Consider the following 12,296-nt stretch of genomic DNA (forward strand, 5'->3'; position numbering starts at 1 on the left):
CTCCTGGTTGTTGTGACTGCGGTTATGAAGCGGTGATGCTGTCGATGCGCGCCGGCGAAATCGGCAGACGCACGGAGTCGGGACGCCAGCCGTACAACAGCTCGGTGGCGCCGCCGCAGATGCGGCCCTGGCAGGGGCCCATGCCGCATCTGCTGTGTAGCTTGGCGCTGCGCCAGCTGTTGTGCTGCCGCAGCTCGCCATGGCAAACGTCCTCGCAGCGGCAGACGATGGTGTCGTCGTCGGCCAGTGCGGTTAATTCGGGGCGCAGCACGAAGGCGCGCGCCAGGCGGCCGGCGAAGGCCTGCCAGCGCGCCCGTTCGGCGAAGTGCCGGCGCGCCTGCTCGGCCAGGCCGGCGGCGGCCAGGCCGGCGATGCGCCCTTCGGCCAGCGCCAGGTCGACGCCGCCGACGCCGGTGCCCTCGCCGGCGCAGTAGACGCCGGCCACGGAGCTGTGCTGCCACTGGTCGACGCGCACCGCGCCGGCTGCGCTGGCGCAGCCGAGCGCCAGCGCCAGTTCCAGATTGGGCAGCAGGCCGTAGCCGCAGGCCAGGTAGTCGCAGTCCAGCGTTTCGCTGGCGCCGCCGCGTTGCACGGTGACGCGCAGGGCCGCGCCGCCGCCATCGTTGGCGGCGGCGCGCACGAAACTGTCGCGCCAATACGGCACGCCGCGCAGGCGCCGCGTCAGCTGCCAGGCTTGGGTCAGCTTGGACGGCGTGGCCAGCAGACCGAGCGCGAAGCGCGCCAGCCGGGGCGGGGCGGCCTGTTCGACAATGGCGACGACCAGCGCGCCGCGCTCGCTCAGCGTGGCGGCCACCGCCAGCAGCAGCGGGCCGGAACCGGCCACCACCACGCGCTTGCCGGCCAGCGGATAGCCGCCCTTGGCCAGCGCCTGTAGGCCGCCGGCGCCGGTCACGCCGGGCAGGGTCCAGCCGGGGAAGGGCAGCAGGCGCTCGCGCGCGCCGGTGGCGAGTATCAGTCTTTGGTAGGCCAGCGTTGCGGCGCCGTCCGGTGTTTGCACCAGCAGCTGGCCCGGCGCCGGCGCGTACAGCACCCGCGCCTGGTGCAGGAAGCCGACCTTGGGGGTGGCGTGCAGCGCGTCCCACAGCGCGCGGGCGCGCGGGTCCGGCTGGTGTTGCGGGCCGCCGCGCCAGATCTGGCCGCCGGCCTGCGGGTTGTCGTCGACCACCAGCACCTGCGCGCCGCTGGACGCGGCGGCGTGGGCGGCGGCCAAGCCGGCCGGGCCGGCGCCGACCACCAGCAGGTCGACGGCGCGCGTCGCGCCGCGCGCCGTGGTTGGCGTTGTCGCTTGCGTTGTTTCTAGCTTTGTAGCGCCGCTCATCGCGCCTCCTGCGATTGCGCCGTCACCACCCGCATGCCGGCCGCGCACGGCGTCTGGCAGGCCAGCTGGTGCGGCAGGTCGTCGATGCAAACGCGGCACTCGTGGCACACGCCCATGCCGCACAAGGGTGCGCGCGGCATACCGCCGACCGAGCGGCGCGTCACCGGGCTGCCGCTCATGGCGATGGCGGCGGCCACGCTGGTGCCGGCGGCGACGCAGACCTCGCGGCCGTCGATGCGCAGGCTGACCTTGGCGCCAACCATGCTGGCGCCATCCATGCCGGCGTTATGCATGGCCGGCCGCCATGACAAGGGCGCTTTGCGCTTCGAAGCGCTGCGGCAGATACGGCTGGCAGGGGATCGCCGATCGCTCGCCGCAGATCTGCGCGGCCAGCAGTTGGGCCGTGGCCAGCGAGGTGGTGATGCCCAGGCCCTCGTGGCCGGTGGCCAACCACAGGCCGTGGCGCAAGGCGCTGGGGCCGATCAGCGGCAGGCCGTCCGGGCTGGCGGCGCGCAGGCCGGTCCAGCAGCGCAGCAGGTTCATCTTGCCCAGCGCCGGCGTGAAGCCGGTGGCGTGGCGCAGCATGCGCGTCATCATCGCCGGGTCGATGGCCAGGTCGCTGCTGCCGAACTGGCGCGACGAGCCGATCAAGATTTGTCCGGTCGGGCGAGGTTGCAGGTTGAAGGCCACCGAGTCGCCGCTGGCGGCGTGGGCGCTCTTGATGTAGCCCAGCTCCACCAGTTGATGGCGCACGAAACCGGGGTAGCGGTCGGTGATGGCGACGTGGCCCTTCTTCGGCTGGATCGGCAGTTGCGGCAGCAGCGCGCTGGCGCGCGTGCCGGCGGCCAGCACCACGTGCGGCGCTTGCAGGCGGCCGCCGTCGGCCAGCAGCACGCCATGGTCCTCGATGGCGGCCACTTCGGCGCAGAGCAGGGTGGCGCCACGGGCCAGCGCCTTGTCGAGCAGGATGCGGGCGCTCTTGGGCGGATACACCAGCGCGTCGCCGCCCACCAGCAGGCCGCCGGCCAGGCCGGCGCGCAGCTGCGGTTCGTGCGCATACAGCGCTGCGGCGCCGAGCAGTTCGCAGGCCAAGCCGTGGCCGGCCAGGGTCTCCGCCTTGGCGCGGGCGGCGGCCATCTCCTCCTCGTCGGCGGCGATCCAGATGGTGCCGCAGCGGCTGTACTCGTGGCGCAGCGGCGCCGCCTCGACCAGCTCGTTCCACAGCCGGATCGAATAGGCCGACAGGGCCAGCTCGGCGGCGCTGTCGTCCATCACCACCAAGTGGCCCATGCCGGCCGCCGTGGCGCCGCCGCCCACGCCGTCCTGCTCGACCAGGGTGACGCGCAGGCCGCGCATGCTCAGCGCGTCGGCGCAGGCGGCGCCGACGATGCCGGCGCCGACCACGATCACGTCCGCCGTCATGGCGCGCTCCGGTGGAAGAGACCGGTCGCGCGGACTCCCCCACGCGGCCGGCGCAAACGCAGCAGCACGGCCATCAGCGGATGCCCCAGACGAAGGGATCGCTGGTGTCGAGGATCAGCTGGCCCTGGGCGTTGACCCAGGCCTGGCCACGGATGCTGGGAATCAGTTGGCCGTCGCGGTAGCGGTAGGAGGCGCTGAAGACGCTGCCGATGACGCTCTCCTGGCGCCACAGCGCGTGCTCGGCCAGCTTGCCGTCGGCCGCCAGGCAGGCCAGCTTGGCGCTGGTGCCGGTGCCGCAGGGCGAGCGGTCGTAGGCCTTGCCGGGGCAGAGCACGAAGTTCTGGCTGTCGGCGCCGCTGCGCGAGGGGCCGAACAGTTCGATGTGGTCGATCTCGGCGCCGTCGGCGCCGGTGATGCCGGCCTGCGCCAGCGCCGCGCCGACGCGGGCGGCGAAGGCGGTCAGCGCCTCGACGTTGTCGACGCGCAGTTCGAGGCCGTGCTCGGCGACCAGGAAGAACCAGTTGCCGCCCCAGGCGACGTCGCCGACCACCGCGCCGTGGCCGGGCACGTTCACGCTGACTTGTTGTTGGCTGCGGTAGGAGGCGACGTTGTCGACGGTGACGCTGCCGTCGGCGTGCAGCTCGGCCTCGACCACGCCGACCGGCGTGTCGATGCGGTGGCGGCCGACGCCGATGCGTCCCATGTAGGCCAGCGAGGCGACCAGGCCGATGGTGCCGTGGCCGCACATGCCGAGATAGCCGACGTTGTTGAAGAAGATGACGCCGGCGACGCAGTCGGCGGCGTGCGCTTCGCACAGCAGGGCGCCGACCAGCACGTCCGAGCCGCGCGGTTCGCACACCACCGCCGAGCGGAACCGGTCGTGCTCGCGGCGCAGCGTGGCCAGGCGTTCGGCAAGGGGGCCGTTGCCCAGGTCGGGGCCGCCGGCGGTGACCAGGCGGGTCGGTTCGCCGCCGGTGTGGGAGTCGATGATGGAGATGAGTTTCATGGCTAAATCATATGCCCGCCGCGCCACGCTGTCTTGCACGCGCCCGCCATCAAAGATGACGAAATCGGCACAATCGCGGCACAATCGCGGCACAATCGCGGTGCAATTCCGGTGTGACAGAAAGGCCAAACGGTGGTTTAATCGAAGGCCACCGCAGTGGCAAACACACAGCAAGGAGTCAGATGGCCCAAGCACAGCTGCAAGAACGAGAGCAAGCCGCCGACGCCCGCGACGCGCTCGGCGCCCGCATCGTCGACGCCTTCTTCGCCGAGCACTTGTTCGACGCGCTGCCCGACGTGGTCTTTTTCGTCAAGGACGTCGAGGGCCGCTACGTGGTGGTCAACCAGGCGCTGGTCAAGCGCTGCGGCGTCAAGCAGAAGGCGGCGCTGATCAGCCGCACGCCGGCCGAGGTGTTCGCCCATCCCTTCGGCCAGACCTATCTGGCGCAGGATTTGGCGGTGCTGGCCGGCGGCGCCGACATCGACGACCAGCTGGAGTTGCACCTGTACCCGAACCGCGACCCCGGCTGGTGCCTGACGCGCAAGGTGGCGCTGCGCGACGCGGCCGGCGCCATCGTCGGCCTGAGCGGCGTGTCGCGCGACCTGGCGATGGCCGACCAAAAGAATCCGGCCTACGCCAGGGTGGCCGCCGCCGCGCGCATGATCCAGGAGCGCTTCGACCAGCCGCTGCCGTTGACCCAGCTGGCGCGCACGGCGAATATGTCGGTGGCGCAGATCGAGCGCTACTTCCTGCGCATCTTCCACCTGACGCCGCGTCAGATGATCATCAAGGCCCGCCTGGACGCCGCCTCGCGCCTGTTGATGGGGCCGGCCAGCGTGGCCGAGATCGCCCAGGCCTGCGGCTACGGCGACCACAGCGCCTTCACCCGGCAGTTCAAGGCGACGGTGGGCGTAACGCCCAGCCAGTACCGCTTGATGTTGCGGGGGTGAGACAGATTGCCTATTTTTTTATCAGTTGGACCGGCGGCCAAGGCCGTTTCGCGGCCGCCGAGCCAACTTGTCGAGCGTTGGTAGGACCAATTCCGCCGGCACGCGCGACTAGCCGGGCTAGTCCAGCTCCGGCCCGAAGCGGCTGCGCACGAAGTCGATATGCGTCTGCATGGCGGTGCGCGCCTCCTCCGGCCGGTTCGAATAGATCGATTCGGCCACGCTGCGGTGCTGTTGCAGCAGCTGCTCGGCGACGCTGGCGTCGATCTCGCGCAGGCCGTTGCCGTTCAGGGTGATGTGCTCGCGCAGCATGCTCAATATGCTGGTGTGCAGGTGCAGGAACATCGAGTTGTGCGAGGCCAGCGCGATCGCCTCGTGCAGGCGGGTGTCGGCGTTGGCCTCGGCCGGCCGGTTGTCGTCGCGCCGCGCCTGCTCCAGCTCCTGCATCAGGCCCTTGATGTTGGCGCGCTCCTCGCTGGTGGCGCGCTGCGCCGCGAAGTAGGCGGTGGCGCCCTCCAGCACGCGGCGGAACTCGAGGATGTCCTCGCGCACGCCGGGGTGGTCGGCCACCAGCTCGCCCCACGGCGTGCTGATGCCGGTGCGCAGCTGGTCGGTGACGTAGACGCCGGCGCCGGGCCGGCTGCGCAGCAAGCCGCGCGCGCCCAAGCGCTGGATCGCCTCGCGCACCGTGTTGCGCGACACCTGGTACTGCTCGGCCAGCACGCGCTCGGCCGGCAGCTTGGCGTTGGCCGGCAGCGAGCCGTCCAGCATGGCCGCCTCCAGCCGCTGTATCACCTCCGCCACCCGTCCAACCGCCTGCCTGCCGCGCATCGCCGTCCCCTCGTTTTTTTGTCCGATTGTGCGACTGGTCCAACCAATTTGTGGCCCGCCGCATACGCTGGGATTATGGACGCTATAAAAACAATACGCAAACCGCCCCCATCGAGGAGACACCATGCAGGACCGAGACTATCCCACCGCCCCCAAGCAGGTCTACCTGTTCGGCACCTGCGTGATCGACCTGTTCATGCCCGAAGCCGGGCTGGACGCCGTGCGCCTGCTCGAACGCGAGGGCCTGACGGTGCACTTCCCGCGCGGCCAGAGCTGCTGCGGCCAGCCGGCCTACAGCAGCGGCAATCCCGACGAGGCGCGCGCCGTGGCGCTGGCCCAGCTCGACCTGTTTGCCCAACCCTGGCCGGTGGTGGTGCCGTCCGGCTCCTGCGCCGGCATGATGCGCCACCACTGGCCGCAGCTGTTCGCCGACGACCCGGCCAACGCCGCCAAGGCGCAGGAGCTGGCCGGCCGCGTCTACGAACTGAGCGAATTCCTGCTGCACGTGCTGAAGGTGGACTACCGCGCCGCCGTCGGCGCGCCGGCCGAGGACGTGGTGCTGCACACCTCCTGCGGCGCGCGCCGCGAGATGGGCACCCGCACCCACGGCGTGGCGCTGGTCGACGCGCTGCCCGGCGTGCGCCGCATCGAACACGAACACGAATCGGAATGCTGCGGCTTCGGCGGCACCTTCGCGCTCAAGCACGCCGACATCTCCGGCGCCATGGTCAAGGACAAGGTGGCCGCCGCCTGCGCCACCGGCGCCGGCCGGCTGGTCTCGGCCGACTGCGGCTGTCTGCTCAACATCGGCCACGCCGCCCGCTTCCAGCAGGCGCCGCTGGAGGTCGAGCACATGGCCAGCTTCCTCTGGCGCCGCGTCAACGGCAAGGCCGCCGGGAGCGCCAAATGAGCGGCCCGGGCGCGCGCGAACAAATGCTCGGCCGCCTGCGCGCCGCCGCGCCGGCCGACGGCGGCGACGTGGCGCAGCTGCAGCAGCGCATCGACGACTACTACGCCGGCCGCCACGCCGCCCAGCCGCTCGCGCCGCTGGACCTGGTGCACTCCATGCAGGAGGCGATGAGCGCCTCGCACGCCGACGTTTGGCTGGCCAACGGCGCGGACTGGCCGCGGCTGCTGGCCGACAAGCTCGCCGCCAAGGGCGTGCGCCGCCTGCTGCTCGACCCGGCCAGCGCCGAGGGCGCCGCGCTGGCCCAGGCCCTGCCTGACTCGGTGCAGCCGCTGGCCTTCGACTGGCCGCTGGAACACTGGAAGGCCGAGTTGTTCGACAGCGTCGGCGCCGGCTTCACCGTGGCCCGCTCCGGCATCGCCGCCACCGGCACGCTGGTGCTGGCGCCGGACCGCGGCACGCCGCGCACCGTCTCGCTGGTGCCGCCGCTGCACGTCGCCCTGGTCTACGCCAGCACGCTGCACCGCGACTTGTACGCCGCCGCGCAGGCCGAGCGCTGGGGCGAGGGCATGCCGAGCAACCTGGTGCTGGCCTCCGGCCCGTCGAAGACCTCGGACATCCAGCAGACGTTGGCCTACGGCGCCCACGGCCCGCGCTGGATGTGGGTGGTGATCGTGCTCGACGGCGAACTGGCCGGCGCCGCCGCCGGCCTGTCGCTGGCCTCGCAGGGAGGCCTGCAATGAGCGCCGCCCCGCTTCACTTCGTGCCGGCGGCGGATTTCCGCAGCCGCGCCCGCGCCGCGTTGGACGACCCCAAGCTGCGCAAGAGCTTCCGTGGCGCGATGGACTTCTTGCAGGCCAAGCGCGTCGTGCAGTTCCCCGACGGCGCCGAGCTGGAACAGATGCGCGACCTGGGCGAGGCGATCCGCCAGCACGCGCTGGCCAACCTGCCCGACCTGCTGGTGCAGCTCGAGGCCAATCTGTCCGCCGCCGGCGTGCAGGTGCACTGGGCCGCCGACGCCGACCAGGCCAACGCCATCATCCTGGCCATCGCCCGCCAGGCCGACGCGCGCAAGGTCATCAAGGGCAAGTCGATGGCCAGCGAGGAGATCGAGCTGAACCACTTCCTCGAGGGGCACGGCGTGACCTGCCTGGAGTCGGACATGGGCGAGTACATCGTGCAGATGGCCGGCGAGAAGCCCTCGCACATCGTCATGCCGGCGATCCACAAGACCAAGGCCGACATCGGCGCCCTGTTCGAGCAGAACATCCCCGACACGCCCTACACCGAGGACGTCGACAGCCTGATCCAGACCGGCCGGCGCGCGCTGCGCCAGGCCTTCGTCGACGCCGACATCGGCCTGTCCGGCGTGAACTTCGCGGCGGCCGACACCGGCACGCTGTGGCTGGTCGAGAACGAGGGCAACGGCCGCCTGAGCACCACGGTGCCGGATACCCATATCGCCATCATGGGTATGGAGAAGGTGGTGGCCAAGCTGGAGCACATCGTGCCGCTGGCCAGCCTGCTGACCCGCTCGGCCACCGGCCAGGCGATCACCACCTACTTCAACCTGATCTCCGGCCCGCGCCGGGGCGACGAGCGCGACGGCCCGCGCGCCGTCCACCTGGTCCTGCTCGACAACGGCCGCAGCCAGGCCTACGCCGACGAGCAGCTGCGCTCGACCCTGCAGTGCATCCGCTGCGGCGCCTGCATGAACCACTGCCCGGTGTACGCCCGCGTCGGCGGCCACGCCTACGGCACCACCTATCCCGGCCCGATCGGCAAGATCATCTCGCCGCACCTGCTGGGATTGGCCGCCACCGCCGACCTGGCCACCGCCTCGAGCCTGTGCGGCGCCTGCGGCGAGGTGTGCCCGGTGCGCATCCCGATTCCGCAACTGCTGATCCGCCTGCGCACCGAGGCCAACCGCGATCCGGCGCAACAGGTCGACAACCCGCTGCGCGGCCAGGGCGCCCAGTTCTCGCGCGCCGACAAGCTGGTGTGGCGCTTCTGGAGCGGCGCCTTCGCCCGGCCCCAGGTGTACCGCCTGTTCCGCTGGGCCGCCACGCGCCTGCGCGCCTTCGCGCCCAAGCAGCAGCTGGGCTGGACCGCGCACCGCGCCCCGCTCAAGCCGGCCGCGCGCAGCCTGGCCGACCTGCTGCGCGAGCGCGACCAGCCCGAGTAGGCCGTCGAGTCGAAGTCGTTGCGGCGCTTTCCCTGAGCCCGAAAGCGTCGTCCACGTAGCACCCGCAAGCCGCCGCGCCGCCCGCCGGCCCGGCCGCCCGCGTCCGCAGATTTTGTTGTTTTGCCTGTCCCGTCGTACCACATAAAAATAGTTCAACAAGCATCCTTGGAGGAGTCACCATGCAAGCCTGGAGTCAAATATACACACCGCTCGGCAGCCTAGGGCTGTCGGCGTTCGTGGCCGCCGTACCCATCATCTTCTTCTTCCTCGCGCTGGCCGTTTGGCGCATCAAGGGCCACATCGCCGCCGCCGTCACGCTGACGCTGGCGCTGGTGGTGGCCATCTTCGCCTACGGCATGCCGGTGTCGCAGGCGCTGGCGGCGGCCGGCTACGGCTTCGCCTACGGCCTGTGGCCGGTGGCCTGGATCATCGTCACGGCGGTGTTCCTCTACAAGGTGGTCGACCAGACCGGCCAGCTCGACGTGATCCGCGCCTCCGTGGTGGCGATCACCGACGACCAGCGCCTGCAGATGCTGCTGATCGGCTTCGCCTTCGGCGCCTTCCTCGAGGGCGCGGCCGGCTTCGGCGCGCCGGTGGCGATCACCGCCGCGCTGCTGGTCGGGCTGGGCTTCAACCCGCTGTACGCGGCCGGCCTGTGCCTGATCGCCAACACCGCGCCGGTGGCCTTCGGCGCCATGGGCATCCCCATCATCGTCGCCGGCCAGGTGACCGGCATCGACCCGATGCTGATCGGCGCCATGGCCGGCCGCCAGCTGCCGCTGCTGTCGCTGCTGGTGCCGTTCTGGCTGGTGTTCATGATGGACGGCTTCCGCGGCATCCGCGAGGTGTGGCCCGCCGCCCTGGTGGCCGGCGCCAGCTTCGCCGTGACCCAGTACGTCACCTCCAACTTCATCGGCCCGGAACTGCCGGACATCACCTCGGCCCTGGTCTGCCTGGTCTCGCTGACCGGCTTCCTGAAAGTCTGGCAGCCGGCCAGCGCCAAGGCCGCCGCGCGCGGCAGCGTCTCGCTCGGTGGCGGCGCCGCCGCGCTGGGCGGTTTCGGTGGTGCCGGCGGCGCAGGTGGCTTTAGCGGAGGCGCCAAGCCTGACGGCCGCAAGGCCTCGCCGTTCACACTGGCGCAGACGGTGCGCGCCTGGTCGCCGTTCCTGATCCTGACCGCCGTGGTCACGGTGTGGAGCCTGCCGTGGTTCAAGGGCCTGTTCGCCGGCAAGGGCGCGCTGGCCGACACGGTGCTCAAGTTCCACGTGCCCTACCTCGACAAGCTGGTCATCAAGACCGCCCCCATCGTCGCCTCGCCGAAGGCCTACGACGCCGTGCTCAAGCTCGACTTCCTGTCGGCCGTCGGCACCGCCATCCTGCTGACGGCGCTGATCGCCGTGGTGTTGTTGAAGATGAAGCCGGCCGCCGCCGTCAAGGCCTTCGGCCAGACCATCGTCGAACTCAAGCGTCCCATCCTGTCGATCGGCCTGGTGCTGGCCTTCGCCTTCGTCGCCAACTACTCCGGCATGTCGTCGACCCTGGCGCTGGTGCTGGCCGGGACCGGCGTCGCCTTCCCGTTCTTCTCGCCCTTCCTCGGCTGGCTGGGCGTGTTCCTGACCGGTTCGGACACCTCGTCGAACGCGCTGTTCTGCTCGCTGCAAAACACCACCGCGCACCAGCTCGGCCTGTCGGACACGCTGATGGTGACGGCCAACACCACTGGCGGCGTGACCGGCAAGATGATCTCGCCGCAGTCGATCGCCGTGGCCTGCGCCGCCACCGGCCTGGTGGGCAAGGAGTCGGAGCTGTTCCGCTTCACGCTCAAGCACAGCCTGATGTTCGCCACCATCGTCGGCATCATCACCACCGTCCAGGCCTACTTCCTGACCGGGATGATTCCGCACTGAGGAGTTTGATCGCGATGAGGCTGCCGCCATGCGCGCGGCACTTTCATCCGACCGCCTCGCGTTTGCGCTGGCGGTCTTTTTCCTCGCCTGCGGCGTGCTGAGCGTTGACGTCGCCCGAGACGTATTGCGTTGGCGCGCCAGCCATGCTGGAGGCACGCGTTGGTATGGTGTGCCCGCCTTGGTTAAGGGAACAGATTTTTGAACACTCGCTTGATTTTCCGGGAGATTTGAAATCCCGCCTTGATGTTTTCTACAACTGCCAAATCCACCGGTGGCGGGCGCAAAATGAAATAGCCGCTCGCAAGGCAGGCATCAATGTGCTGCGCCGGTTCAACCCGCACGTCTTGGTAGTACACATAGCTTGGTTGCTGGATAAAGGGATGAACGTCCGGCATCAGCACGCAAGTGGGATCGTGTGGAACGTGCGAGCGAATGGAACTGATGTTTACCAGGATGCAATGGTCGCGAGCGCCATATCCGGATATGGGCATCGGGTCATTGAGGACAATAAACAGGTGTCTGGCGGGGCCAGAAGGAATCAATATGGCGTCGCCCGCCGCCGGCATTTACGCGCAAGCCTGTTTGAAGCTGCGGGAGATCGCATTGCGCTCCTCCAACAGCGCGAGACTGTCGCGCTTCCGTTCCTGCGAAAATCCCAGTGCATCGAATAGATCGTTATGGCTTATCGGGATCATCAGCGCGCCGGGATTCTTCCATTCCGAGCAATTTTCTTGCGTATAGGCCAGCAGTTCATGTTGCGACATTTGGCCAAACGTAGTCCAGGTTTTCTCAAGTGTGTCGAGATCGGAATCGCTCAGTTCCTGCAGATCGTCGACTTGTGAGCGGAGCACACCATCTTGCAATCCAATGTCGTTGCCCACTCTGAGCGCCAGCCATGAATCCCAGCCGCCGATTGTCGAGTCAAGCTCGCCATTCATGTGCCGACAGGTGATCGAGAGGGCGGGGCCGTGAGGCAGCGATACCAGGCAGTCCCCAATCAGCGGCTCGCTGTGCAATTGAAACGAGAGTCTCTCGGCGAGATAGAGCAATGCCAGCAACTGTAGCGCGGGCATTCGGCCGCCGGACTGAAGTAAAAAGTAGGCCGCCGCCTCGGATGCCTTCTTCTCGTCAAAGATATCAGTAGAGAACATTGCTCACTCCGATCCAATCCAATACAAATTTTGCTGATTTCATAGCATAGCACCATGGTATCGTATTCTGTACTGCGCAGAGTATGCAAGGAGGAGTCATGAGAACCACCGTCACAATTGACGACGAACTGTACAACAAAGCCCTTGAGGTCGCAGACCCATCCATGGACAAAGCAGACCTCTTCCGCGAAGCCATCAAGACCTTTGTGCGCGTGCGAGCCAACAAGCGCCTGGCGGCGTTGGGTGGAACGATGCCCGAGATATCAGAAGTACCTTGCCGCCGGTCCGAGCCGGTCACATGAGTGGTGTACTCGTCGGGCGGCCATGAAAAAACCGCCGACCCTTGCGGGACGGCGGCTTCTCGGTATTGGTGGTGATAGGTGGACTTGAACCACCGACCCCAGCATTATGAATGCTGTGCTCTAACCAACTGAGCTATATCACCGAAACAAAAATGGCCCGAACGGTGTAGGCTCGGACCAGTTTTGATGTGTTCTTGGTGGTGATAGGTGGACTTGAACCACCGACCCCAGCATTATGAATGCTGTGCTCTAACCAACTGAGCTATATCACCTGCAACGCCCAGCATTATCGGGCGTGG

13 protein-coding genes and 2 tRNA genes are annotated in these 12,296 nt (G+C 68.8%); 6 read left to right on the forward strand and 9 right to left on the reverse strand.

The genetic code is table 11. The annotated features are described in order from the left end of the window. Positions 1–22: 22 nt before the first annotated feature. The 4 genes from BM252_RS01720 to BM252_RS01735 form a co-directional block, all read right to left on the reverse strand. Positions 23–1,339 carry an NAD(P)/FAD-dependent oxidoreductase gene (locus BM252_RS01720; RefSeq protein WP_093382766.1) on the reverse strand — a complete coding sequence of 439 codons (1,317 nt, stop codon included), beginning with the start codon at positions 1,337–1,339 and terminating at the stop codon, positions 23–25. After that, the gene (locus tag BM252_RS01725) at positions 1,336–1,632 is read right to left on the reverse strand and encodes a (2Fe-2S)-binding protein (protein ID WP_245774031.1); all 297 of its coding nucleotides are present in this window, start codon (positions 1,630–1,632) and stop codon (positions 1,336–1,338) included. The genes BM252_RS01720 and BM252_RS01725 overlap by 4 nt, the downstream gene beginning before the upstream one ends. Next, entirely contained in the window at positions 1,625–2,761 is a 1,137-nt protein-coding gene (locus BM252_RS01730; protein WP_093382768.1) for an NAD(P)/FAD-dependent oxidoreductase, read from the reverse strand. Before BM252_RS01730 ends, BM252_RS01725 begins: the two co-directional genes overlap by 8 nt. Positions 2,762–2,834: 73 nt before the next feature. Then, positions 2,835–3,767, reverse strand: a complete 933-nt coding sequence (locus BM252_RS01735) for a 4-hydroxyproline epimerase (protein WP_093382771.1) — start codon at positions 3,765–3,767, stop codon at positions 2,835–2,837. A 182-nt stretch (positions 3,768–3,949) separates the two neighbouring features. On the opposite strand from BM252_RS01735, the gene BM252_RS01740 reads away from it, so the two are divergent. Further along, positions 3,950–4,717, forward strand: a complete 768-nt coding sequence (locus BM252_RS01740) for a helix-turn-helix transcriptional regulator (protein WP_093382774.1) — start codon at positions 3,950–3,952, stop codon at positions 4,715–4,717. A 117-nt stretch (positions 4,718–4,834) separates the two neighbouring features. On the opposite strand, the gene BM252_RS01745 is transcribed toward BM252_RS01740, so the two are convergent. Continuing rightward, positions 4,835–5,545, reverse strand: a complete 711-nt coding sequence (locus BM252_RS01745) for a FadR/GntR family transcriptional regulator (protein WP_093382777.1) — start codon at positions 5,543–5,545, stop codon at positions 4,835–4,837. 124 nt (positions 5,546–5,669) lie between these two features. Between BM252_RS01745 and BM252_RS01750 the strand changes: the two genes are divergently transcribed. From BM252_RS01750 to BM252_RS01765, 4 genes are all read left to right on the forward strand, one after another. After that, a complete protein-coding gene (locus BM252_RS01750) occupies positions 5,670–6,455 on the forward strand; it encodes a (Fe-S)-binding protein (RefSeq protein WP_093382779.1) in 786 nt (261 codons plus the stop codon). After that, positions 6,452–7,195: a LutC/YkgG family protein gene (locus BM252_RS01755; protein WP_093382782.1), complete on the forward strand. Its 744-nt coding sequence runs from the start codon at positions 6,452–6,454 to the stop codon at positions 7,193–7,195. The genes BM252_RS01750 and BM252_RS01755 overlap by 4 nt, the downstream gene beginning before the upstream one ends. Further along, positions 7,192–8,637 carry a LutB/LldF family L-lactate oxidation iron-sulfur protein gene (locus tag BM252_RS01760; protein WP_093382785.1) on the forward strand — a complete coding sequence of 482 codons (1,446 nt, stop codon included), beginning with the start codon at positions 7,192–7,194 and terminating at the stop codon, positions 8,635–8,637. Before BM252_RS01755 ends, BM252_RS01760 begins: the two co-directional genes overlap by 4 nt. A 179-nt stretch (positions 8,638–8,816) precedes the next feature. After that, entirely contained in the window at positions 8,817–10,544 is a 1,728-nt protein-coding gene (locus tag BM252_RS01765) for a lactate permease LctP family transporter (RefSeq protein ID WP_093382788.1), read from the forward strand. Positions 10,545–10,726: 182 nt separating this feature from the next. On the opposite strand, the gene BM252_RS29835 is transcribed toward BM252_RS01765, so the two are convergent. Then, positions 10,727–11,110 (reverse strand): hypothetical protein, encoded by a 384-nt coding sequence (locus BM252_RS29835; RefSeq protein ID WP_139236237.1) that lies wholly within the window; start codon positions 11,108–11,110, stop codon positions 10,727–10,729. Beyond that, a complete protein-coding gene (locus tag BM252_RS01770; RefSeq protein WP_093382791.1) occupies positions 11,111–11,695 on the reverse strand; it encodes a type II toxin-antitoxin system antitoxin SocA domain-containing protein in 585 nt (194 codons plus the stop codon). It lies immediately after the preceding gene. 98 nt (positions 11,696–11,793) lie between these two features. On the opposite strand from BM252_RS01770, the gene BM252_RS01775 reads away from it, so the two are divergent. Continuing rightward, entirely contained in the window at positions 11,794–11,997 is a 204-nt protein-coding gene (locus BM252_RS01775; RefSeq protein ID WP_093382794.1) for a type II toxin-antitoxin system VapB family antitoxin, read from the forward strand. A gap of 66 nt (positions 11,998–12,063) precedes the next feature. On the opposite strand, the gene BM252_RS01780 is transcribed toward BM252_RS01775, so the two are convergent. Then, a tRNA-Met gene (locus BM252_RS01780) sits at positions 12,064–12,140 on the reverse strand. 52 nt (positions 12,141–12,192) lie between these two features. Then, positions 12,193–12,269: transfer RNA gene (locus BM252_RS01785), tRNA-Met, on the reverse strand. Between the last annotated feature and the right edge of the window lie 27 nt (positions 12,270–12,296).

The organism is Rugamonas rubra (genome assembly GCF_900114705.1).
Taxonomy (GTDB): Bacteria; Pseudomonadota; Gammaproteobacteria; order Burkholderiales; family Burkholderiaceae_D; genus Rugamonas; species Rugamonas rubra.

Coding starts and splice junctions, on each gene's coding strand:
- BM252_RS01720 (WP_093382766.1), bottom strand. CDS start 1,339: ATGAGCGGCGCTACAAAGCTAGAAACAACGCAAGCGACAACGCCAACC.
- BM252_RS01725 (WP_245774031.1), bottom strand. CDS start 1,632: ATGCATAACGCCGGCATGGATGGCGCCAGCATGGTTGGCGCCAAGGTC.
- BM252_RS01730 (WP_093382768.1), bottom strand. CDS start 2,761: ATGACGGCGGACGTGATCGTGGTCGGCGCCGGCATCGTCGGCGCCGCC.
- BM252_RS01735 (WP_093382771.1), bottom strand. CDS start 3,767: ATGAAACTCATCTCCATCATCGACTCCCACACCGGCGGCGAACCGACC.
- BM252_RS01740 (WP_093382774.1), top strand. CDS start 3,950: ATGGCCCAAGCACAGCTGCAAGAACGAGAGCAAGCCGCCGACGCCCGC.
- BM252_RS01745 (WP_093382777.1), bottom strand. CDS start 5,545: ATGCGCGGCAGGCAGGCGGTTGGACGGGTGGCGGAGGTGATACAGCGG.
- BM252_RS01750 (WP_093382779.1), top strand. CDS start 5,670: ATGCAGGACCGAGACTATCCCACCGCCCCCAAGCAGGTCTACCTGTTC.
- BM252_RS01755 (WP_093382782.1), top strand. CDS start 6,452: ATGAGCGGCCCGGGCGCGCGCGAACAAATGCTCGGCCGCCTGCGCGCC.
- BM252_RS01760 (WP_093382785.1), top strand. CDS start 7,192: ATGAGCGCCGCCCCGCTTCACTTCGTGCCGGCGGCGGATTTCCGCAGC.
- BM252_RS01765 (WP_093382788.1), top strand. CDS start 8,817: ATGCAAGCCTGGAGTCAAATATACACACCGCTCGGCAGCCTAGGGCTG.
- BM252_RS29835 (WP_139236237.1), bottom strand. CDS start 11,110: ATGCCGGCGGCGGGCGACGCCATATTGATTCCTTCTGGCCCCGCCAGA.
- BM252_RS01770 (WP_093382791.1), bottom strand. CDS start 11,695: ATGTTCTCTACTGATATCTTTGACGAGAAGAAGGCATCCGAGGCGGCG.
- BM252_RS01775 (WP_093382794.1), top strand. CDS start 11,794: ATGAGAACCACCGTCACAATTGACGACGAACTGTACAACAAAGCCCTT.